Origin of the sequence: Aurantiacibacter xanthus, from assembly GCF_003584015.1 — a bacterium.
GTDB lineage: Bacteria > Pseudomonadota > Alphaproteobacteria > Sphingomonadales > Sphingomonadaceae > Alteraurantiacibacter > Alteraurantiacibacter xanthus.
Genome location: NZ_QXFM01000138.1, coordinates 15,895 through 36,633, shown reverse-complemented (window position 1 = coordinate 36,633; position 20,739 = coordinate 15,895). Strand labels below are relative to the sequence as shown.

23 protein-coding genes are annotated in these 20,739 nt (G+C 66.0%); 18 read left to right on the top strand and 5 right to left on the bottom strand.

What is annotated here, in order from left to right:
- Positions 1–669: flagellin N-terminal helical domain-containing protein (locus D2V17_RS17465; protein WP_245978781.1), on the bottom strand; the 669-nt coding region annotated here is incomplete at its 3' end.
- A gap of 216 nt (positions 670–885) precedes the next feature.
- Here D2V17_RS17465 and D2V17_RS17460 point away from each other — a divergent pair.
- Genes D2V17_RS17460 through D2V17_RS17375 form a run of 18 tightly spaced genes read left to right on the top strand, consistent with a single transcriptional unit; the run spans position 886 to position 16,076 of the window.
- Positions 886–2,139 carry a sigma-54 interaction domain-containing protein gene (locus tag D2V17_RS17460; RefSeq protein WP_245978780.1) on the top strand — a complete coding sequence of 418 codons (1,254 nt, stop codon included), beginning with the start codon at positions 886–888 and terminating at the stop codon, positions 2,137–2,139.
- Complete coding sequence (fliE, locus tag D2V17_RS17455; RefSeq protein ID WP_119594331.1) at positions 2,136–2,504, top strand: flagellar hook-basal body complex protein FliE; 369 nt, start codon at positions 2,136–2,138, stop codon at positions 2,502–2,504. The genes D2V17_RS17460 and fliE overlap by 4 nt, the downstream gene beginning before the upstream one ends.
- 5 nt (positions 2,505–2,509) lie before the next feature.
- Positions 2,510–4,210, top strand: a complete 1,701-nt coding sequence (gene fliF, locus D2V17_RS17450) for a flagellar basal-body MS-ring/collar protein FliF (protein ID WP_119594329.1) — start codon at positions 2,510–2,512, stop codon at positions 4,208–4,210.
- Entirely contained in the window at positions 4,207–5,214 is a 1,008-nt protein-coding gene (locus tag D2V17_RS17445) for a flagellar motor switch protein FliG (protein ID WP_119594327.1), read from the top strand. The genes fliF and D2V17_RS17445 overlap by 4 nt, the downstream gene beginning before the upstream one ends.
- Complete coding sequence (locus tag D2V17_RS17440) at positions 5,192–5,788, top strand: FliH/SctL family protein (RefSeq protein WP_220474152.1); 597 nt, start codon at positions 5,192–5,194, stop codon at positions 5,786–5,788. The genes D2V17_RS17445 and D2V17_RS17440 overlap by 23 nt, the downstream gene beginning before the upstream one ends.
- A gap of 4 nt (positions 5,789–5,792) precedes the next feature.
- The gene (locus D2V17_RS17435; protein WP_119594323.1) at positions 5,793–7,118 is read left to right on the top strand and encodes a FliI/YscN family ATPase; all 1,326 of its coding nucleotides are present in this window, start codon (positions 5,793–5,795) and stop codon (positions 7,116–7,118) included.
- Entirely contained in the window at positions 7,108–7,545 is a 438-nt protein-coding gene (locus D2V17_RS17430) for a hypothetical protein (protein WP_119594321.1), read from the top strand. Before D2V17_RS17435 ends, D2V17_RS17430 begins: the two co-directional genes overlap by 11 nt.
- 27 nt (positions 7,546–7,572) lie before the next feature.
- The gene (locus D2V17_RS17425) at positions 7,573–9,105 is read left to right on the top strand and encodes a hypothetical protein (protein WP_119594319.1); all 1,533 of its coding nucleotides are present in this window, start codon (positions 7,573–7,575) and stop codon (positions 9,103–9,105) included.
- Positions 9,106–9,124: 19 nt separating this feature from the next.
- Entirely contained in the window at positions 9,125–9,712 is a 588-nt protein-coding gene (locus D2V17_RS17420) for a flagellar basal body-associated FliL family protein (protein WP_119594317.1), read from the top strand.
- Positions 9,709–10,626: a FliM/FliN family flagellar motor switch protein gene (locus D2V17_RS17415; protein WP_119594315.1), complete on the top strand. Its 918-nt coding sequence runs from the start codon at positions 9,709–9,711 to the stop codon at positions 10,624–10,626. Before D2V17_RS17420 ends, D2V17_RS17415 begins: the two co-directional genes overlap by 4 nt.
- A complete protein-coding gene (gene fliN, locus D2V17_RS17410; RefSeq protein WP_342767857.1) occupies positions 10,623–10,928 on the top strand; it encodes a flagellar motor switch protein FliN in 306 nt (101 codons plus the stop codon). The genes D2V17_RS17415 and fliN overlap by 4 nt, the downstream gene beginning before the upstream one ends.
- A gap of 1 nt (position 10,929) precedes the next feature.
- Complete coding sequence (locus D2V17_RS17405; protein ID WP_119594313.1) at positions 10,930–11,268, top strand: flagellar biosynthetic protein FliO; 339 nt, start codon at positions 10,930–10,932, stop codon at positions 11,266–11,268.
- Positions 11,265–12,044 (top strand): flagellar type III secretion system pore protein FliP, encoded by a 780-nt coding sequence (gene fliP / locus D2V17_RS17400; RefSeq protein WP_119594311.1) that lies wholly within the window; start codon positions 11,265–11,267, stop codon positions 12,042–12,044. Before D2V17_RS17405 ends, fliP begins: the two co-directional genes overlap by 4 nt.
- A 15-nt stretch (positions 12,045–12,059) precedes the next feature.
- Positions 12,060–12,332, top strand: a complete 273-nt coding sequence (locus tag D2V17_RS17395) for a flagellar biosynthetic protein FliQ (protein WP_119594309.1) — start codon at positions 12,060–12,062, stop codon at positions 12,330–12,332.
- The gene (locus D2V17_RS17390; RefSeq protein ID WP_119594307.1) at positions 12,329–13,111 is read left to right on the top strand and encodes a flagellar biosynthetic protein FliR; all 783 of its coding nucleotides are present in this window, start codon (positions 12,329–12,331) and stop codon (positions 13,109–13,111) included. Before D2V17_RS17395 ends, D2V17_RS17390 begins: the two co-directional genes overlap by 4 nt.
- Positions 13,108–14,235 (top strand): EscU/YscU/HrcU family type III secretion system export apparatus switch protein, encoded by a 1,128-nt coding sequence (locus D2V17_RS17385; RefSeq protein WP_119594305.1) that lies wholly within the window; start codon positions 13,108–13,110, stop codon positions 14,233–14,235. Before D2V17_RS17390 ends, D2V17_RS17385 begins: the two co-directional genes overlap by 4 nt.
- A gap of 30 nt (positions 14,236–14,265) precedes the next feature.
- Positions 14,266–15,699, top strand: a complete 1,434-nt coding sequence (gene fliD / locus D2V17_RS17380; protein WP_119594303.1) for a flagellar filament capping protein FliD — start codon at positions 14,266–14,268, stop codon at positions 15,697–15,699.
- A complete protein-coding gene (locus D2V17_RS17375; protein ID WP_119594301.1) occupies positions 15,699–16,076 on the top strand; it encodes a flagellar export chaperone FliS in 378 nt (125 codons plus the stop codon). The genes fliD and D2V17_RS17375 overlap by 1 nt, the downstream gene beginning before the upstream one ends.
- Here D2V17_RS17375 and D2V17_RS17370 read toward each other — a convergent pair.
- From D2V17_RS17370 to D2V17_RS17355, 4 genes are all read right to left on the bottom strand, one after another.
- Positions 16,073–17,266, bottom strand: a complete 1,194-nt coding sequence (locus tag D2V17_RS17370; RefSeq protein ID WP_245978779.1) for an alpha/beta hydrolase-fold protein — start codon at positions 17,264–17,266, stop codon at positions 16,073–16,075. The genes D2V17_RS17375 and D2V17_RS17370 overlap by 4 nt on opposite strands.
- Before the next feature lie 123 nt (positions 17,267–17,389).
- Positions 17,390–17,815: a DUF6152 family protein gene (locus tag D2V17_RS17365; RefSeq protein WP_119594299.1), complete on the bottom strand. Its 426-nt coding sequence runs from the start codon at positions 17,813–17,815 to the stop codon at positions 17,390–17,392.
- A 75-nt stretch (positions 17,816–17,890) separates the two neighbouring features.
- Complete coding sequence (locus D2V17_RS17360) at positions 17,891–18,742, bottom strand: hypothetical protein (RefSeq protein WP_147367459.1); 852 nt, start codon at positions 18,740–18,742, stop codon at positions 17,891–17,893.
- A gap of 35 nt (positions 18,743–18,777) precedes the next feature.
- A complete protein-coding gene (locus D2V17_RS17355; protein WP_191229264.1) occupies positions 18,778–20,658 on the bottom strand; it encodes an outer membrane protein assembly factor BamB family protein in 1,881 nt (626 codons plus the stop codon).
- Between the last annotated feature and the right edge of the window lie 81 nt (positions 20,659–20,739).

Sequence of the window (20,739 nt, the reverse complement as noted above, 5' to 3'; positions counted from 1 at the left end):
GATGTTGTCGTTGAGGTTGTTCATCACGCTTTCGAGACGGTTCTGGCCCGCACCGAGCGCCGCGCGGGTGCTGTTGATCGAGGCCAGGGCCGCATCGACATTGTCGATCGTCGTGCCGGCCTTGGTGGTGTCACTGACGTCAAGCGCCGTCCCATCGATCAGCGTGCCGTCGATCCCGGTCGAGGTCAGGGTGATCTTCTCGCCCGAGTTCGCGCCGGTCTGGATGTCGAAGGTGAGGTCGGTGCCAGCGGTCTTCGAGAACAGCGTGTTGCCGTTGAACTTGGTGTCGGTCAGCACGTCGTCGATCTGCGAGGTCAGCGCGGCGACTTCTGCCTGCATCGCGGTACGGTCAGACGCCTGATAGGTGCCCGAAGCCGACTGGATGGCCAGCTCGCGAACGCGCTGCAGCATGTTGGTGACTTCGTTGAGGCCGCCTTCCGCCGTCTGGGCGAGCGAGATGCCGTCGTTGGCGTTGCGGATGCCCTGGCTCATGCCGCGCACCTGCGAGGTCATGGTGGTGGCAATCGCGAGGCCGGCGGCGTCGTCCTTGGCGCTGTTGATGCGCTTGCCGGTCGACAGGCGTTCCATCGCCGTGCCCAGCGTCTTGGACGCAGCAGTCGAGGCATTGGTGGCACGGATGGCACCGATGTTGGTGTTGATGACGTTCATTTGTTGTTCTCCGGTAGGTATGAACTGCGAGGCCGCCCCGATGATCTGCGCGGCAGGCAATCCACAGACCGGCGAAAGTTTGCCGTTTTTAAGCTGACCCGGCCCGCCAGCCCCCCGATCTCACTACGTGTTTCTACGTGGTCTTAATTAATGCCTATTTGGACGTCCAGCGCGCAAACAGCGCCTGGACGGTATGGTTAATGCGTTGGGGGTCACGTGAGCAAACTTGGTGTTACGCAGGGGTTCGAAAAAAAACATCCGGCGCTTGCGGGGCGTCTTGCCGGGGTGCGGTCGTCGCTGTTTCTGACCAACCCGGTCATGGTGTGCGATGCTGATGAGGCACAAGCTGCGGGCGCGGCAAGCATTGCTGTGGCCCGTGCCGACCTGGCGATCATGCAGGACATGAGCCAGGGCGGGGCTTTCGTTTATGACAATCCTTCGGGGGAACTGGCGCTGGCGGGCCTGATCGCTCGCATTGCCGCCCATGGCACGCGCACCCCGATTTCGGCCGACCCGCATTCGCTGTCGGTCTTCGCACTGGCCGACCGGCTGGCCCAGACCGACGTGCCCGCCTTGCTGACCGGCCCGACCGGCGCCGGCAAGGAAGTGCTCGCGCGCTTCATCCACGATTCCAGTCCGCGTTCGGACAAGGCCTTTATCGCGGTCAATTGCGCCGCGATCCCCGAAACCATGCTCGAGGCGATGCTGTTCGGCCACCAGAAGGGCGCTTTCACCGGCGCCAGCGCGGGCGGCAACGGCCTGTTCCGCGAGGCGGATGGCGGCACCCTGCTGCTCGACGAAATTGCCGAGATGCCGATTGGTCTTCAGGCCAAGCTGCTGCGTGCCTTGCAGGAAGGTGAAGTGCTGCCCGTCGGCGCGACCCGGCCGGTCAAGGTCGATGTGCGCATCGTCGCCTGCGCCAACCGCGATCTGCCGACCGAGGTGGCCGAAGGCCGCTTCCGCGAAGATCTGTTCTACCGCCTCAATGTGTTCCCGATCCATCTTGCGCCGCTGCGCGAGCGTCCGGGCGATATTGCGCCGCTCGCCTGCGCGATGCTGCTGCGCCATGCCAATCCCGAGCGCGGTCCGCGCCGGATCGGCACCGGAGCGCTGGCGCTGCTGGCGCTGCATAACTGGCCGGGCAACGTGCGCGAGCTGGAGAATGTCATGCGCCGCGCGCTGGTGATGGCTGGCGGCTGCGAGGAAATCGGCCCCGAGCACATCGTGTTCGATGCGCCTGCGCGGATCAGCGCCGTCTCGGCAGCGCCGATCAACGATGACAGCCAGGACGATCCCAGGCTGTCGAACATCGTCAAGCTCTCCGAAGCCCGCGCGATCATGGATACGTTGAAGGAATGCAACGGCAAGCGGATCGAAGCCGCGCGTCGGCTGGGCATTTCGGAGCGCACGCTGCGCTACCGCCTTGCCTCCTATCGTGACGCCGGCATGGATATGGGAGCCGTCTCATGAATCCAGTCGGTGGTGGAGGCGGCGCGAGCGTCCAGCAGGTGATCGCCATGCGCGATGCCATGCTTGAGAAGTCGCGCCTGCTCAAGGAACTGCAACAGGGCCAGCAGGCCCAGAGCACCGTTCCGACCAATGGCACACCGCAGGGTGGCGGCTTCGGCGACACGCTGAAGGAAGCGCTGTCGTCGGTGAACGACGCCCAGCAGCGCTCTGCGGCGGTTTCCGAAGCCTATGCGCGCGGCGAAACGCAGGATGTCGCCAAGCTGATGCTGGCGCGGCAGGAAGCGGGTGTCGCCTTCGAAGCTACCTTGCAGGTGCGCAACAAGCTCTTGAGCGCCTACCAAGACATCATGCGGATGGGGATCTGAACTAGATGGCTGATCTCGTTCCTGCCACGCCGAATGGCTCGCTTACCATCGACCATGGAACCGGTCCGATGGCGCAGGTGAAGGGCTTTGTCGCCCAGCCGGCCGTCAGGAAGATGCTGCCGTGGTTCATCGGCACGGCGGGCCTTGGTCTTGCGGCGCTGACCTGGGCGCTGGTGGTGCCTGCACCGCAGCGCATGCTCTATTCCTCGCTCGGCGATGGCGAGCGCGCGGAAGTGGCCGCCGCGCTCGATCAGGCCGGGATCGCCTACCAGATCGATCCGGGCACCGGCGCGGTGATGGTCGGCGAAGACGAACTTTATCGCGCGCGGATGACGGTCGCCTCGCAGGGCGCGCTGTCGATGCCCGAGAGCGGCTCGCAGATGCTCGATTCGCTGCCGATGGGCGCCAGCCGCACGCTGGAAGGCGACCGGCTGCGCGCCGCGCAGGAGCGCGAACTCGAATTGACCATCGCCGAAATCGACGGTGTCGATACCGTGCGCGTCCATCTCGCCAAGGCCGACAAGTCGGTGTTCGTGCGCGAGAATGGCGATCCGACGGCCTCGGTGATGCTGCGCCTCGCACGCGGCAAGGCCCTGACCCAGTCGCAGGTCGGCGCGATCGCGAACCTTGTTGCCGCCTCGGTGGTGGGCCTTTCGCCCGACCATGTGCGGATTGTCGACCAGAACGGCTCCTTGCTGTCCGATACGGCCAACCCGGATATGGACGGCCTCGATCTTCAGGCCCGCACCGAAGCCAAGCTGCGCGAGCAGGTGATCCAGCTGCTCAGCCCGGTGGTGGGCGACAATGCGTTTTCGGCCGAAGTGCAGGTCAGCCTCGACATGAACGAGCAGACCCGTGCGCGCGAAAGCTACGAGCCCGAAGGCGTGGTCCGCTCCGAAACGGTGAGCGAAACCACGCAGGCGGAGCAGGGGCTGGCCGCGGGCGTTCCGGGCGCGACCAGCAATATTCCGCCCGCCGATGCCCAGGCCGCAAACCGCGCGCCCGAAGGCACCGAAGCCGCCGCTGGCGGCGTACGCAACGGGGCCAGCAACGCCAGCCGCACCTTCGATGTGGGCCGCGAAGTCTCTGTCACCAGCAGCCGCCCGGGCGCGATGAGCCGCCTCTCGGTGGCCGTGGCGATTGACGAGTCGGCACTGGGCGACAAGCCCGAACAGGAAATCAAGAAGCTTGAGGAACTGGTGTCGGCTGCGGTCGGTGCCGATCCCCGGCGCGGCGACATCGTGACCGTGCGCACGCGGGCGTTCAACCCGGCCGAGATCGACGAGCCGGCGTTCTGGGAAACGCCGTGGTTCGCGACCATTCTGCGCAATGTGGTGGCGTTGTTGTCGGTGGTGCTGGTGCTGCTGCTGGCGGTGCGTCCACTGCTCAAGGCGGTGACCAACAAGCTTGATCCGTCCCGCGCGGCCAAGGTCCGTGACGACGACGATGACAATGCATCGGACGACGACGAGGCCCTCGATGAGGACGGCACGCGCGAAATCGAGCGGGAGGACGAGGTTCCGGCCTTGTTGCCGCATCCGGCGGCCGATCACTCGGGCCCGCCGCGCAACGATGCGCTGAGCCAGCAGATCGAGTTGGCGCGGCGGATCACCCGCGAACAACCCGACGATGCCCTGCAGGCCCTGCGCCGGATGTTGCGCGAGGTTCCGCCTGCACCTGAACCCGACGAAGCGGAAGCGGCATGAGCGCGCTGACCCATCCCCAGGCCGCCAATGCAGCCCTGATGGTGCTGCTGATGGACGACGACGAGGCCAGCGCCTTGCTCTCGCGGCTGACGCCGGAGGAACTGGCGTTGCTCGGTCAGAACATGTGCGATCTCGGCGAGATAGCGGAGGATCGCGTGAGCGAGGCGATCCGCGATTTCGCCCAGGCCGCCAGCGAACGCGTGATGCCCGCCGAGGGGCGGGTCGACAAGGTGCGCTCGGTCATGACCGGTGCGGTCGGTGCGGTTCGTGCCGATGGCGTCATGCGCCGTATCGTGATCGACGAACCGCGCGGACCGACGGCGCTCGAAATTGCGCGCTGGCTCGAACCGGAAATCATCCTGAAGCTGGTGGCTGACGAATTCGCCCAGACTATTGCCGTGCTGCTGGTACAGCTCGATCCGATGGTGGCGGCGCAGGTGCTGGCCGGGCTGCCCGAAGAGGATCAGCCCGAGATCGTTCACCGCGTGGCCACACTCGGCCCGGTTGCGCCCTCGGCGCTGACCATGCTCGAAGAGCTGCTCGAAAGCCGCATCACCGAGAGCTTCGGCACCATGCCGCTGCGCCTCGGCGGGGTGCGCGAAGTGGCCGACATCATCAACAGCGCGGGCAAGGCTGCCGAAAAGCGCATCCTTCCGGTCATCAACAAGCGCGACAAGGCGCTGTTCAAGCAGATCGAAAGCGAGCTGTTCAAGTTCGAGCACCTGTTCGTGCTCGATCCGCAGGCGATGGGCGCGCTGCTGCGCGAGGTCGATTCCGACCTGCTTATCGACGCCCTCAAGGGCATCGAGGAAAGCCAGCGCGACGTGTTCTTCCGCGCCATGTCGAGCCGTGCGGCCGATGGCCTCAAGGACGAGATCGAGACCCGTGGTCGCCTCAAGTTTGCCGAGGTGGATGCGGCGCAGAAGCGGATTATCGAGGTGGCCAAGCGGCTCATCGCCGATGGCACGATCATCCTTGGCGATGGCGACGAAGACTATGTCTAGCCGCGCGCTGCTGGCGCTCGCGCCCGCCGGATTTTCGACTGACAACCGGTTCGGTCGAGGCGCTCCGCCGCCGGTTGAACAGGTGCTGCCGGAAGCGCCTGGCCCCGATCCGCTTGAAGAAGCCTTCGCCCGAGGGGCGGAGGAGGGCGAAGTCCGCGCCCGTGCCGAGTACGAACTCAGGCTCGCCGAGCTCGAAGCGCGCTACGCCGGGCTGGGATGCGAGCTGGCCGAACAGGCGATCGACGAGGGCGAACGGTTGCGCTCGATGCTGCGCGAGACCGTGGTGGCGCTATGCGAACAGGCGGTCGCGCCCTTTGCGCTCGATCACGAATTGCTTGCGCGCCGGGTGGAGAAGGCCTCCGCGATGCTGATGCGCGCGGCGGACGAACGGCGCATCCGCCTCAACCCCGCCGACAAGGAGGCCATCGCGCATCTGGTCGCGCCGGGGCTGGTGCTGGAGGATGATCCCTCGGTCATGCCCGGCTGCATCCGTATCGAAACCGCTGACGGCGGGATCGAGGACGGCCCCATGAGCTGGGCCGACGCCATTCGCGAAGCCGTGGGGCAGTGCTGATCCTGTGCTGAACCTGCTCGAAACGATCCGTGCCGATGGTGCTGCGCTCGATCTGTCGCCGCGCCGCTATGGCAAGGTCAGTGCCTGCGACGGCACCATGATCGAGGTAACGGGGCTGTCGCTGCCGGTCGGTTCGCTGTGTACCATCGGCCATGGTCATGCCCGTTCGCATACTGCCGAGGTGATCGGCTTTCGCAACGGACGCACGCTGATGAGCCTGCTGGGCGATGCGGTGCTGCTGCGTCCCGGGGCCTTCGTCCACCCTTTTGGCCGACCCGGCGCGCTGCCGGTCGGGCCGAGTTTTCTGGGACGCGCCGTCGATGGCACGGGCCAGCCGATTGATGGCCGCGACGCGGTTGCCGCTCGCGCATGGTGGCCTTCGGGCGGCGAGCGCAGCGGTGCGCTTGAACGGTCGAGCGTCGAACAGCCTTTTGTCACTGGCATTCGCGCGATTGACGCCACCTGCACCATGGGGGTGGGCCAGCGCATGGGCATCGTCGCGGGCTCTGGCGTCGGCAAATCGGTGCTGATCGACATGATCGCGCAAGGGGCCAAGGCCGATGTGGTCGTGCTCGGACTGATTGGTGAGCGCGCCCGCGAAGTATCTGATTTTGTTGCCCGTCACATGCGCGGCGAGACCGCCCGGCGCACCGCGCTGGTGGCGGTTCCGGCTGACCATGCGCCCAACCTGCGCCTGCGCGGCGCGATGCTTGCGACCAGCCTTGCCGAGTATTATCGCGCGCAGGGACTGAAGGTGCTGCTGGTGCTCGACAGCCTTACCCGTGTGGCTCATGCCGCGCGCGAGATCGGCCTGTTGCTGGGCGAAAACGGCTCGGCGCGCGGCTATCCGCCATCCGCGCTGGCGACGATCACCAAGCTGGTCGAACGGGCGGGCAATTCCGCCACGTCGGGCGGCTCGATCACCGGCATTTATTCGGTGCTGGCCGATGGCGACGATCACAACGACCCGGTGGTCGACACTGCACGTGCGATCCTTGACGGGCACATCGTGCTCAGCCGCGAGATTGCCCAGAACGGTCGCTATCCCGCGATCGACGTTTCCGCTTCGCTCAGCCGGGTGATGGAAGATGTCGCAGGCGAGCAACATCGCAAGGCTGCGCGCGATCTGCGCGGGCTGGTGGCGCGCTATGAAGCGAACCGCGACTTGGTGCTGATGGGTGCCTATCAGCAGGGCCGCGATGCCGATATCGACCGCGCCATGGCCATGCACAAGCAGGTCGAGGCCTTCCTCGGCCAGCAGCGCGGCGAGCGGACCGATTTCGATCAGACGGTGGGCCACCTCCTCGCGATGACCGGCCATGGGCAATAACGACAAACGCCGCGCCAAGCTGATGGCGCGGATGTTGCGGCTGCGCGAGATCGAGCATCGGCGCGCTGCGATCGAGGCGGCACAGGCGCTGTCGGCGGCGCAACGAACCGAACAGCTTGCGGCACGCGCACGGGCGCTGGCTGCCACCGAAATCCGGCGCGATCATGTCGATTACGGCGACGATCTCGCCCGGCGGCTCACTTCGGGCACGCGTCTGCGCGCCATTGCCCAGACTGTCGAGCAACAGGCCGAATTTGCCCAGAGCCACGCCCAGCTCAGGATGCAGCAGGAACGCATCGCCAGCCGCCGCCGGGACCAGATCGAAGAGCGTCGAACCGCCTTGGTGGAGCAGGCGGCGCAGCGGCTGGCCGCGCGCGAAACGCAAAATCTTCCGGGTGGACGGCGAACTGGCACGGATCGTGAATAGTCTCTGGTAGCAATCCAGAGAGGGACCATGCAGGTTTCATCGTCAATACTGCTTCCGGGCGAATCCATCGTAGCACCAGCCGCACCGGGCAATGCTCCCGACGACGGCCAGTTCGCCGGTCTGGTTTCGGCCAGTCTGCCTCCCGCCGGTGGCACGCTGCCCGGTTCCTCGCAGCCCGATACGCCTGCGTTTGCCATCACCGAGCCCGGTGCGCTGCCTGAAACCGCGCTCATCGACAATGCAGAGGGTCCGCTGCAATCGGATCAGCCTGCTCTTGCCCCGGCGGTGGTCGGACCCGTTGCCGAGACGCGGGCGCAGCTTCCCGGTGCCAAGGCGTTGCATCTGGCGCTGGAGCAGGTGCGGCTTTCCGTTGCCGCTGATCTGCCGGAAAGCGGCAAGAGCTTGCCGGTTGCCGCTGACGGCGAGGCCGATCCCGCGCTTGTGCCCGACACGGGCGAAATGCTCGAAGCCGAGGGCGAAGCGAGCGCTGCCATCGATGTCGCTGTCGCGGCCACGATGCCCGTTCCGGCGCAGGTGACTTTGGTTGCCGACACTCCCGCCAAAGCGAGTGCGTCGCTGACCGAGAGCGACGATGCCGCTGCATCGGACGACACGCCCGAGACTCCCGCTGCCCCGGCACCCCTGCGCCGCGATGCCGCTCCGCGTCCGGCGGAACTGGAGCAGCTGCGCGGCGGCCGCGCGCAGGATCTGGCATGGGAGCAGGCCCAGCAGACCATGCTCGCGCCCGCCCGGCAGCCGCTGAAGGACACCGCGCAGCCGGCGCTGGGTGAGATCGCGTTGCCCCCCGATACCGTCAAGGACGCGCGCGAAGGGGCTAGCACCGCCCAGTTGCTGGCCGGAGCCGATGGCACCGAGAAGGGCGAGCTCAAGACGCTGAAGGAACTGCGCGAGGCGCGTCTGGCAGCGGCTCCGGCGGCGGCTGCGAAGGCGGCATCGGCAGAGACGGCCTCATCGTCGCCGTTCGATGCCGGCTCCGCTGCCCGCCCGGCGCATGGCCCGGTCCATGGGCATAGCGCCGCACCCACGACTGCGACTGACACCTCGCTGGCACAGCTGGTCGACCGGCTGATCGAAACCCGCGTGGCCGCGCGGTCCGAGCGCAGCCAGATCGAACTGACGCACCCCGACTTCGGCCGGGTCACGCTGGCGGTGGGCCTGCGCGCCGACGACCGGCTGAGCATCGACCTGCCCGGTGCCCCGAGCGAACTGCGCCATGCCGTCGGGCAGGCACTGGCTCAACAGGGCGCGGCGCAAGCATCGGGCCAGAACTCTGGCCAAAGCTCCGGCCAGAACACGGGCAACAACGGAAGTCAGACCTCCGGTCAGCGTGCCGAAGGGCAGGGCCAGGCCGCCTTCGCAGGGGGCGAAAACCCGCAGAATGGTGCGGGTCATAACGGTGGGTCAGGTAAAAATACGTATGAACCTGACAATGCGCATTTATCCATATTCGCCCAATCACAGGCGGCAGGTTCTGACAGAGGGGCGGGCAGGTCCGCAGGTGGCCCGGAATCGGGTAGCCGCCGCGGCGTGCTGGCATGACAGCTAAGGGAAAACCGCAATGAGCAAGGACAAGAAAGACGGCGATGAGGCCGCCAAAAAGGGCGGTGGCCTTGTCGGCAAGATCGTCCTTCCGCTGGTCATGCTGGCGGCTGGTGGCGGCGGCGTGTTCGGCCTGATGGCCGCCGGCATCATCGGCGACCATGCCGAGGCGAAAGAAGATAACGCGCCCAAGCTCGTCGAGAAGGGCGAGGAAGATCCCTATCCCACTGCCGAGGAAGGCGAGGAAAAGGGCGAAGGCGCCTATGTCCCCGGCGAAAACGGCAGCGAATACCGCACCGCCTATTACAACTTCGACGGTGAGTTCACCTCCAACCTGCGCAATTCGCCGGCGATGGTCCAGCTTGGCCTCGCCGCCTCGACCCAGCGCGACGGTCGGGTGCTGATGTGGCTGAAGAAGCACGAAACCGCGATCCGCTCGAAGATCCTGATCGAGCTGTCGGACACCGACGAGATGGAGTTCGCCTCTGCGGTTGGCAAGGAGCGGCTGCAACAGCGCATGGTCCAGGCGATCAACGAGGTGCTCGAAGAGGAAGAAGGCTTCGGCGGCGTGGACAAGGTCTACTTCCGGAGCCTGATCGTCCAATGAACCTGAACCATCAGTCCTTCGTGGCAGAGCGGCGCGTGGCGATGCACTGCGCGGCGCTGGTTTCGGCCAAGCCCGATGCCGATGCCCGGCTGACCGCTTTCGGTCGCCTCGGAAGCGCGCTCGAACCGGCGCTGGCAACCCGGATGGCGGCGGTGTTCAACGCCAACGGCTGGACCTGCGAGGCGGGCGAGGCCGAAGTGATGCTGGCGCGCGAGCTGGCCGAGAAGATCGCCCCGGTCGCGGGCAACTTCATTCTCCCGGTGGGCGATGCGGGCGGACGGCTGTTCGCCACCTTCGCCCTGCCGCCGATCCTCGCCCGGCTCGAAGCCATGTTCGGCGGCGATGCGGGCGCGGTCGATTTCAAACCCGGCCCCAAACTCCCCAGCTCGATCGAGCTGCTGCTCAAGCGGCTGGCCCGCGCTTTGACCGAGGCGCTTGGCACCTGTCTCGATGCCGCCGCGTTGCGGGCGGGCGAAGAGGCCACTTTTTCCACTGACTATGCCAAGCTGGCGGTCTTTCCCGGCCAGGCTGATGCGGTGGTGATGCCGATCCGGGTGGCGGCGCCCGAAGGCCCGGCCATCACGCTGAAGCTCGCCTGCCGTCCCGGCACCGTGTCGCGGCTGCTGACCCATTTCAGCGAGGGCGGGGCGCAGCCCAAGCCGGTTATCCCTGAAATTCTGCCTTCCGCCATCGCCGATGTGCCGCTGCCCATGCGCGCGCGTTTGGCGGAGATGAAGGTGCCCGCTTCCAGGCTCATGAACCTCAGGCCCGGACAGGTGCTGCCGATTGCCGTGGCGCGCTCGGTCCCGCTGTTCGTGGGACAACACCGCGTCGCCAGCGGAGCCATGGGCGAACAGGATGACCGCGTCGCGTTGCAACTCGACCGCGTGCTGCTGACAGGAGACAAGGCGTGAGTATTCCCTTTGCCAACCTTGGTATGCTCAAGGACATCGACGTTGCCGTCTCGGTCGAGCTGGGCTCGTCGTCGATGCGCCTGCGCGACATCTGCGCGCTGGGCGAGGGGCAGGTGATCATGCTCGACCGGCTGATCGACGAGCCGCTCGACCTGCTGGTCAACGGCAAGGTCGTGGCGCGCGGCGAGGTGGTGGCCGAGGGCAACCGTTTCGGCCTGCGCATCATCGAACTGGCAGGCGGCGAGGCGGACGATGCGATCCCCGCTCCGTCTGCCTCGGCCGGGCCGGTGGGAGGCCTCTAAGGTGGGCTGGTATCTGCTCAAGCTGGCGATCCTGCTGCCGCTGATCGCGGGCATGATCTGGGGCAGCCTGAAGCTGGCCAAGAAGCTGCAGGCGCAGGTCGGTGCCGGCGGCGAAGGCCGCCAGCGCACGATCAAGGTGGTCGAGACGATGATGCTCTCGCCCGGCCAGCGGCTGGCGGTGATCGAATACAACGGGCGCGACATTCTGGTCGCTTCGTCGAAGGCCGGGTTCACCTGGCTGGCCGAATGCGCGGCGCAGAGCCGCACTCAGGCCAAGACGAAAGCCAGGAGCGAAGCGCAGTTTCTGGCCGACCTCGACGAGGACTCGTTCCCCCAATGACCAATTATGGTAAACGGGCGCTTAGCATTTGCGCGGCGCTTGGCGCGCTGCTGATGCCCGCGCTGGTTCACGCGCAGGTCGCGAGCGAGGCCGCCGTGCCCGGCGCGCTCGACCGCGCTTTCGGCGAACTGTCGAACGGGCCGGGCGGCACGCTGAGCCTGTCGCTTCAGCTGCTGCTGGTGATGGGCCTGCTCACGGTCCTGCCCGCGCTGGTGCTGATGATGACGAGCTTTACGCGCATCATCATCGTGCTGGCGATCCTGCGGCAGGCGCTGGGCCTGCAACAGTCGCCACCCAATCAGGTGCTGATCGGGTTGTCGCTGTTTCTGTCGATGTTCGTGATGGCGCCCACGCTCGACCGGGTGAACGCCGAGGCGATCCAGCCCTATTCCGCCGATCAGATCGGCGCCGAAGTGGCGATCGAGAAGGCGGGCGATGCCTTCCACGCCTTCATGATCCGGCAGACCCGCGAGACCGATCTCGCCATGTTCACCGACCTTGCCAAGCATCCCGGCTACAGCTCGCAGGCCGAGGTGCCGTTTTCGATCCTGCTTCCGGCCTTCGTGACCAGCGAGTTGAAGACCGCCTTCCAGATCGGCTTCATGCTGTTCCTGCCCTTTCTGGTGATCGATCTGGTGGTCTCCTCGGTGCTGATGAGCCTCGGCATGATGATGATGAGTCCGATGCTAGTATCTTTGCCTTTCAAACTCTTACTGTTCGTTCTTGTCGACGGGTGGGCGCTCCTGATGGGCTCGCTTGCGGCCAGTTTTCTATAGCGAGGTTCAGGTCCGATGGATGAAATGCCCGCCCTGCTGGCGCTTGCCGACCGGATGCTGTGGACCACCGCGCTGATCGCCGCGCCGATCCTGCTCGCCAGCCTTGCGGTCGGCCTTGTGGTCGGCCTGATTCAGGCGGCAACCTCGGTCAACGAACAGACGCTGACCTTCGTACCCAAGCTTGCCGCGATCTCGCTGGTGCTGGTGGTGCTCGGCGCGAGCATGATGGTGCTGCTGTCCGACTTCCTCACCGAGATTTTCAACCAGATTGCCACGATCGGGCGATGAGCGGCCTGTCGTTCGGCATCGGACCGCTCGAGGCCGAATTCTGGCGGGTGATCTTCCTGATGACCCGGATCGGCGCGGCGATGATCGCAGCGCCGATTTTCGGGGCCATGGGGGTGCCCGCACAGGTGCGCATTGTCGCTGCCGGTGCGGTGGCGGTGTTCGTCGCTGCCTGGACCGACGTTTCCGCGCCGCCCGAAATCTTCAGCCTCGCAGGCCTGCTCGCGGTTGCGGGCGAGGTGGTGGTGGGCCTGACGCTCGGCTTCGTGCTCCAGATCGCCTTTGCCGGGCCGGTGCTCGCCGCTGAAGTGATCGGCGGGGCGATGGGGATGTCGATGGCCATGACCACCGATCCGCAGGCCGGAACGCAGATCAGCGCCTTCGGGCAGTTCTTCACCATCGTGCTGACGCTGATCTTTCTCGCGCTGGGCGGCCATTTGCAATGGCTGCAACTGGTGGTCGAGAGCTATCTGACCTTCCCGCCGGGCGAAAGCTGGCTGGGCGATGAGCGCGCGATGATGATCGCCGGATTTGCCACGCAGCTGTTCCAGTTCGGCGTGCTGATCTCGCTGCCGATCACGCTGGTGCTGCTGATGGTGCAGGTGCTGACCGGCATTCTCAGCCGTTCGGCGCCTTCGCTGAACCTGTTCGCGCTGGGGCTGCCCTCGGGCGTGCTGGCGGGGCTGGGCGCGCTGATCGTGGCCTCGCCGCTGATCTATGCCGAGTTCGAGACTATCGCCCGCACCGGGCTCGACAACGTCGCACTGGTGATTGCGCCATGAGCGGGGAGAGCAGCGGCGAGAAAACCTTTGCCCCAACCGCCCGCAAACGGCGCGAGGCGGCCAAGCAGGGCGATGTCCTGCGCAGCAAGGAGCTGGCCACCGCCGCGACCATGATCGCAGGGCTGGCCTGGATGATCATGGCCGGGCCATGGGTGCTCGACGAACTGCGCAAGCTGGTCATCACCGCGCTTACTTTCGATGCCAATTCGCTCGAACGGGGCGGGGCGGGCGACGTGCTGGCGATCATTCCCGATGTCGCGGTGCCGGTGGTGATCCTCGGGCTGATGGTGCCCGCTGCCTCGCTGGTGGCGCAGTTGTCGTTCGGCGAGGGGCGCTGGGTGGCGGAAAACCTCCAGTTCAAGGCCAAGCGCATCAATCCGATGACCGGCCTCAAACGCATCTTCGGGCCGCAGGGCTGGATCGAGATGGGCAAGGGCCTGATCAAGGTGGCCCTGCTCGGCACGATTGCCTTCGTGTGGATGAAGATGACGCTGCCCGACATTTCCGACCTCGGCCGCGCCACGCTCGCGCGGCAGCTCGAAATCGCGTGGAGCGCGGCGATCTCGCTGATTGCCTCGCTGGCGGGCGGGCTGGTGGTGATCGCGCTGATCGACCTGCCGATCCAGTGGCTGCGCCGCGATCAGCGGCTGAAAATGACGCATCAGGAAATGCGCGACGAGAACAAGGAAAGCGAAGGCTCGCCCGAGACCAAGTCCGCGCGCCGCCAGCGCCAGCGCGAGATCGCCATGGGCGCGCTCGGCCCGGCGATGAAGGATGCGCAGTTCGTCATCACCAACCCGACCCATTTCTCGGTCGCGCTCGTCTACGATCCCGAAAAGGCCGGCGCGCCGATCGTGCTCGCCAAGGGGCGCGGCGAGAAGGCGCTGGCGATCCGCGAAGTGGCCGCCGACATGCAGATCCCGGTGCTCGAATATCCGCCGCTGGCGCGCTCGCTCTACTACACCACGCGCGAACGGCAGGTGATCCGCGAGGAGCTTTACGCCGCCGTCGCCGCCATTGTGGCCTTCGTGCTCTCGATCCGCCGGGGCGAGACCCCGCCGCTGCCGCGGGTCAGCGTGCCGGTCGAAATGCAGTTCGACGCCGAAGGTCGCACGTCGGCTTAATCGCAGCAGGAAAGGGCCGTTCTAGTAGCCATGGAAAGCACCTCAACCAGTTCGACAAGCTCGATCATCACGACGCTTGGCGCGGGCAGCGGGATCAACATGAAACAGCTCGCCAGCGACCTGGCCGTGGCGCAGTTCAAACAGCGCAACGACAGCCTCGCCGCCAGAGGCGAACTTCTCGCGCAGAAGATTTCGGTCGCTTCCACGATCAAGAACGGCTTTGCCACGCTGGCCAGTTCGCTGGGCGATGTAGTGCGCACGGGCAGCCTCGCGCCGCTGCCCAAGGTCGCCAATTCGGCCGTCGCTACGGCCAGCACGCCGCTCGGCACGATCGGCAAAGGTAGCTATTCGCTCGAAGTGACGCAGCTGGCCAGGCGGCAGGTGCTGACCGGCCCGGCAATGGCTTCGGCCACAGATCCGATCGGTGCGGGAACGCTCACGATCCGCTTCGGCAAGATGGATGGCGCGAGCTTCGCCGAGGATACTGAACAAGCTGCGGTCGAGATCACGCTCGAAAGCGGCTCGACCCTGAAAGACGTTGCCAACAAGATCAACGCAGCCGGAGCGGGGGTTACGGCCTATATCGCCCAGACCGTCGACGGCCCGCAACTCGTGGTGAAGGGTGCCGAAGGCGAGCAAAGCGGCTTCGTGATCGAAGCGACCGAGACGCCCGGTGAAGAGGGACTCGCCGCGCTCGCCTGGGAACCGACCACGGGTGCGGCTGCACAGCTCAAGGACACGTCGCAGGATGCCAGGTTCACGCTCGACGGGCTGGCCATGTCGAGCAAGACCAACAGCACCGGGCAGATCGCACCGGGGCTGCAACTGAGCCTGACGGGCACCAATGCCGGATCGCCCACCACGGTCAGTTTCGCCAACACCACCGGCGGCGTGGCGCAGACCATGTCCGATCTCGTCACCGCGCTGAATGAAATCGTGAGCGAACTGAACCGCGCCACCAATGTCAAAAGCGGAGAACTGCGCGGCGATCCCGGTGCGCGCTCGCTCAAGCTGGCGCTCGCGAAACTGCCGGGCAGCGTGGTGATGCCCAATGCTACCGGCAATGCACCGAGCACGCTGAGCGACCTTGGCCTTGTCATCAACCGCGATGGCACCTTCAAGATCGACGATGATCGCCTTGCTGCGACGCTCGAACGCGATCCCGATGGTGTGGCAGCGATGTTCACCACCGGCCTGTATGGCGTCTATTCGACCTTCGACAAACTCGCCCGCAATGCCGGATCGACCGGCGATGCGAACTCCCTCGGCGCTTCGATCAAGCGCTACGAAGGGCAGGCGGAGAAGGTCACCGAGATGACCGCCGAAATCGCCGAGAAGCAGGAAGCGCTGCGGCTGCAGATGGTGGCACGCTTCGCCAAGGCCGATGCCCGCGTGGCCGCCTCGCAATCGACGCTGACGTTCCTGCGCCAGCAGATCGATTCCTGGAACGCGAGCAAGAACTGATGCTGATGCTTAGCCAGAACCCGCATGACGCCTATCGCAAGGTGCAGGTCAACGCCCGCATCCTGGGCTCGGACCCCAAGGACCTCGTGGCGATCTGCTTCGAGCAGGTGGTGAGCGAACTGGGCCGCGCCATCCGTGCGAACGATGCAGGCGATACTGGCAGCCGCTCCGACGGACTGACCCGCGCGATCGCCGCGATCACGGCGCTGGAAATGGGGCTCGACCGTAACAACCCCGTCGCCGGAGCGCTCGAGCACCTTTACAGCGCCGCGCGTGAGACGATCCTCGACTGCGTGATGACGTTCGACACCGGCGCTCTGGCCGAAGTGCGTTCAGACTTTGCCGAGATCGGCGCTGCGCTCACCGCAGCGGGCTAGCGGAACAGCCGCGGCAGAAAGTCTTTCAGATAGCGGCGCCAGTTGATCCAGGTGTGGCCGCCGCCGGTTTCCTGATAGTCCACGGCAATGCCTTGCCCGGCGAACATCGCGCGGGTCGGGGCGGCGGTGGCGTAGAGGAAATCCTCGCTCCCCATCGCGTAATAGACCGGTTCGGGCATGGCCGCGCGCGCCTTCAGCGCATCGGCATTGGCGGCGACATAGTCGGCCACGTCGGACGGGCCGGAGAGCCCAAGACCCATCGAGAAAATACCCACTTCGCCGAACAGGTCGGGCCGGGTGACGCCGAAGCGCAGCGTGTGAGCGCCGCCCATCGAAAGCCCGGCCATGGCCCGGTGATCGGCATCGGCAAGGGTGCGGAAGTGGCTGTCGACATAGGGGATCAGGTCGCGGGTCAGATCGTTGCCGAAATCGGTGTTCGTCAGCATGTCGGCCCCCTCGCGGGCGGGCGTGTGCCCGAAGGGCATGACGATGATCATCCGCTCGGCCTCGCCCGCAGCGATCAGGTTGTCGGCGATGTAGTTGGCATGGCCCACGCTGGTCCAGCTGTCGGCGCTGTCGCCCGCTCCGTGCACCAGATAGAGCACGGGATAGCTGGCGCTGTCGGTCACGTAGCCGCTCGGGGTGTAAACGTAGGCCTCGCGTTTGGCATTGAGGGTGGAGGACCAGTATTCCACGCGGCTGACCACACCGTGCTGAATCGCCGGGTCATAGCTCTGGAACGCGCCCTCCGGCCCGATCACCTCGAAGGTCGAGTTGATGCCGGTGCGCTCCCGGCTGAAGGTCGTGGCAAGCGGATCGGGCACGCGCGCGCCGTCGACCGCGAAGTTGAAGCGATAGGTGTCAGCCGGAACGGGCAGGGTGGTGGTGCCCGACCATAGCCCGCTATCGTCGCGGGTGAGCGGCAGGCCGCGCTGTCCGCCGTCGAAGCCTGCCGGAATGATCGGATCGATGTCGGTGCTGGTCACGCGGACCTCTCGCGCCGAGGGTGCGCATAGGCGGAAGGTCACGCGGCCATCGGCCAGCACTTCGACCGAGGTATAGTCCATCTGCCCGAACGGGCCCTGCGGAAGGCAGGTGGCGGGCGCGTCCGCTGCCTCTTGCGCCATGGCAGGCGTGGCGCAGGCACCGATCAGAAGCGCGAGAACGATGGCGTGGTGTTTGGCCGACATTGGTTTTCTCTCCCTTTTTGCAGAAGGGTGAAGCCTGTCAGCTAAGCAAAGTCAATCGAGGGTGCGCCAACGAAAACGGGGGCCGCGATGGACCCCCGTTCGCATGTTGGCGTTGCGCCGGGCTTAGTTGCCGGCGCGGCGGGCCGCTGCGGCCACGGCCTCGGTGGTCGGGTTGCCGAGCGACAGTTCGCGGCCGTTCGGGAAGCGGATTTCCGCTGCCGATGCGCGGGTATCACCATCGCGTGCCTGGAAGGCGTCGACGATGATGTCGGTGCCCGCGGGCAGCGAGTTCCGGTTCCAGCCACGACGCAGCAGAGCCGACGGCGCGCCGCCTTCGATGCGCCAGCGCTCGGTCTTGCCGTTGCGGTTCACGTCGATGTGAATCCAGGAGTGGGGGTTCACCCACTCGAACATGACGACCTTGCCCGAGAGGCGGATCGGCTTGTTGCGGTCGAATTCGGTGGCGAACGAGTGGTGCGCCGCGGCGCCCACTGCGGTGATCGCCAGCACGGCGCCGATTGCGGCAGCGCTGAGCTTCTTGATCTGCATTGGTTACTCCTTGTCAAAATCCCCGGGTTTCGGACAAAATCTCAAATTGACTTTGTCTATTTGCCCGACCCAACATTACTCTGCGATTAAGTCGCCGTAGAGCAGGTGTTCGGAGAAGGGCACGCACTTGAACTCAAGCAGCTGCGCGTTCTCTTCCATCCGCCGGTACAGCGGCATCTTGATCGTCCACGGACGGGTGTAGATCTCCGGATCGTCGATCGTGGCCTGATAGTCGATGTGGTTCGGCCCCATCGGCGTGAAGCGCTCGGTGACTGTCGCGTGGTTGGTGAGATAGTTGCCGCTACGGTCGAGCCAGGTGACGCCTTCGATCATCTCGCCGCCGGGCAGCTTCACCAGACCCGGACCCTGCGCCAGTGTGGTCACGACGAGCGTATCGCCTTCCCACTGGCCGTAGGAGGTGCCCATCCAGGTGTCGATCGGCGGAATGCCGACCTCTTCCATGTGGATCACCCGGTTGGCCGAGGCATATTCATAGGCGATCAGGATATCGTCGCCATCGCCCTGAATGATCTGGAACGGGTGCGGCATGTAGGTCGCGCGCGGAATGCCGGGCAGATAGCAGGCCGCTTCCGGATCCCACTTGATAATGTTCTCACGGTGCTTGTTCAGCCGCTCCAGCGCTTCAGGCTTGTACGGAATCTCGCCGCCTTCGACGACGCCGAGACTGGGCGGAACCGCACCGATCGCGCCGAGCAGCGTATCGCCCTGCGGCAGCGGGTTCGGACCGGCGCTGTGCGGTTCGAGGTTCCAGTTGGCCTCGTTCATCACCTGCCACACACCGTTGATATTCGGTGCATCGCCGATGCGCGCCGGAGCGCTGGCTGCGTTCTGCTCGGCCAAAGCCGGCGTGGCGGGCAAGGTGGCGCAGCCGGCAAAGGCCAGCGCCGATGCCGCCAACAAGCTCAAGTGTTTAATCCCCCGCATGACCTCTCCTGTATGCATTACTGATTGAGTGCAAAGGCCGCGATCGTGCCTCCGGCATTGATCGCGACATACTGTCTGCCGTCACGGCCCCGATAGGTCATCGGGTTCGCATTGGCGTTGCCACTGAGTACGCTTTCCCAGAGCTGCTCACCAGTGGCAGCATCGAAGGCGCGCAGGCGCTTGTCGTTGGTGGCGCCGACGAACACAAGTCCGCCTGCGGTCACGCTCGGCCCGGCGCTGCCCGAGTTGCCGAGCACCTGACGGCCCTCGGGCAGTTCCTCGAACATGCCAAGCGGCACGGCCCAGGCGATCTCGCCGGTGTTGGCGTTGACCGCGGTGAGGCGCGCCCACGGCGGCTTGTAGCATGGCGCGCTGGTGCCGACCGGGCGGCCACGCTCGTCATACTCGCCCGAGAGCGGCGCGCTGAAGGTGAAGAACGGGCCCTTGCCGTCGACGCTGGCGCGGTCGTACTCGGGGGCCGAGGTGGCATCGAAGCTGTAAGGCTTTTCGCCCTCGACCTTCTCGACCCAGCCGACCAGCGAGGTGTCCTGCGCATTCACGTAAACAAGGCCCGTGGTCGGATCGGCCGCTGCGCCGCCCCAGTTCACGCCGCCGGTGCCGCCGGGAAGCTGGATGGTCGAACGCGGCGGAGCATCTGCGTCCTTGAACGCGAAAGGAGTGAACGGGCCGGAGTTGAAGAAGCCGCCCGCCTTTTCCCACATCGCATGGCAGGCTGCCGCGTGCTCGGGCGTGGTATCCTCGGGGCTGACGATGTCCTGATAGGTCATTGCGACCCGGCTCAGCGGCGGGGTGACGACCGGGAAAGGCTGGGTCGGGTGATAGTATTCGCCCGGAACATCGCCCGGCGGCACCGGGCGTTCTTCCACCGGGTGAACCGGCTCGCCCGTCTTGGCATCAAGGACGAAGAAGTAGCTCGACTTGCCGACATTGGCCAAGGCCATGTGGCCGCCGCTCTCGGTCTCGACCGGGATCAGCGGACCGGCATTGCTCATGTCGATGTCCCACAGGTCGTGGTGCACGGTCTGGAAATGCCACTTGTATTCGCCGGTGCGCGCATCGACCGCGACCACCGAATTGCCATAGACGTTGGTGCCGGGGCGGTCGCCGCCGTAGTAATTATGGGCGGGGCCGGCGATGGGGAGATAGGCGATGCCGGTGCTGGCGTCGTAAGTGGCGCTGAAGCCCCACATGTTGGTGCCGCCGCGATCCTTCCAGCCATCGCCCCAGGTCTCGTTATAGGGCTGGCCGGGATCGGGGGTGGTGTCGAACTCCCACAGGCGTTCGCCGGTCACGATGTCGTAGCCGCGCGGATTGCCCGGCTCGCCCTGCGGGTTTTCGAGCGAGGCCGCGCCAATGATCATGGTGTTGCCCGCAATCGTGGGCGTGCCGCCATAGGCGGGGCCGCCCATCGCGATCCAGCCACCGTCACCGAAGTCGGCGACCGGCTCACCCGTGGCGGCATCGAGGGCGTAAATACGGTCGCCCGCCGTCACCAGAATGCGCGGGGCATGGCTGGCATCGCCCGGCCAATAGCTGACGCCGCGGCCCGAATAGGTGCCGGGCCCGGCAAAAGCGCCCCGGCTGGCGGGAAGCTCACCTTCGTGAACCCAGATTTCCTCGCCACTGGCGGCATCGAGCGCGACGACGCGGCTCTGCGCCGGGAAGTACATCACGCCCCCGACCACGATCGGCACCGCCGTGTTGAACGCACGCAAGGGATAGGACCAGGCCGGGGCGAGGCCGCTCACATTGCTGCGGTTGATGTCGGCGAGCGGGGAATAGCGCGTGGCGGCGGCATCGCGCTGGATGCTGGGCCAGTCGCCATCGGCGGGCACGCTTTGCGCCACAAGGCCGCTGGCGGCAGTGCAGGCGAGCAAAGTCGCCGTTCCCGCCCTTAGGATCGCTCGCATTGCCATTGCTGCCGAATCACCCTCTCGCCTGATGTCGCCCCACAGAAG

Coding starts and splice junctions, on each gene's coding strand:
- D2V17_RS17395 (WP_119594309.1), top strand. CDS start 12,060: ATGGATGAAATGCCCGCCCTGCTGGCGCTTGCCGACCGGATGCTGTGG.
- D2V17_RS17415 (WP_119594315.1), top strand. CDS start 9,709: ATGAACCTGAACCATCAGTCCTTCGTGGCAGAGCGGCGCGTGGCGATG.
- fliF (WP_119594329.1), top strand. CDS start 2,510: ATGGCTGATCTCGTTCCTGCCACGCCGAATGGCTCGCTTACCATCGAC.
- D2V17_RS17385 (WP_119594305.1), top strand. CDS start 13,108: ATGAGCGGGGAGAGCAGCGGCGAGAAAACCTTTGCCCCAACCGCCCGC.
- D2V17_RS17370 (WP_245978779.1), bottom strand. CDS start 17,266: ATGTCGGCCAAACACCACGCCATCGTTCTCGCGCTTCTGATCGGTGCC.
- fliD (WP_119594303.1), top strand. CDS start 14,266: ATGGAAAGCACCTCAACCAGTTCGACAAGCTCGATCATCACGACGCTT.
- D2V17_RS17425 (WP_119594319.1), top strand. CDS start 7,573: ATGCAGGTTTCATCGTCAATACTGCTTCCGGGCGAATCCATCGTAGCA.
- D2V17_RS17375 (WP_119594301.1), top strand. CDS start 15,699: ATGCTGATGCTTAGCCAGAACCCGCATGACGCCTATCGCAAGGTGCAG.
- D2V17_RS17430 (WP_119594321.1), top strand. CDS start 7,108: ATGGGCAATAACGACAAACGCCGCGCCAAGCTGATGGCGCGGATGTTG.
- D2V17_RS17420 (WP_119594317.1), top strand. CDS start 9,125: ATGAGCAAGGACAAGAAAGACGGCGATGAGGCCGCCAAAAAGGGCGGT.
- fliE (WP_119594331.1), top strand. CDS start 2,136: ATGAATCCAGTCGGTGGTGGAGGCGGCGCGAGCGTCCAGCAGGTGATC.
- D2V17_RS17440 (WP_220474152.1), top strand. CDS start 5,192: ATGGCGACGAAGACTATGTCTAGCCGCGCGCTGCTGGCGCTCGCGCCC.
- fliP (WP_119594311.1), top strand. CDS start 11,265: ATGACCAATTATGGTAAACGGGCGCTTAGCATTTGCGCGGCGCTTGGC.
- D2V17_RS17365 (WP_119594299.1), bottom strand. CDS start 17,815: ATGCAGATCAAGAAGCTCAGCGCTGCCGCAATCGGCGCCGTGCTGGCG.
- D2V17_RS17390 (WP_119594307.1), top strand. CDS start 12,329: ATGAGCGGCCTGTCGTTCGGCATCGGACCGCTCGAGGCCGAATTCTGG.
- D2V17_RS17445 (WP_119594327.1), top strand. CDS start 4,207: ATGAGCGCGCTGACCCATCCCCAGGCCGCCAATGCAGCCCTGATGGTG.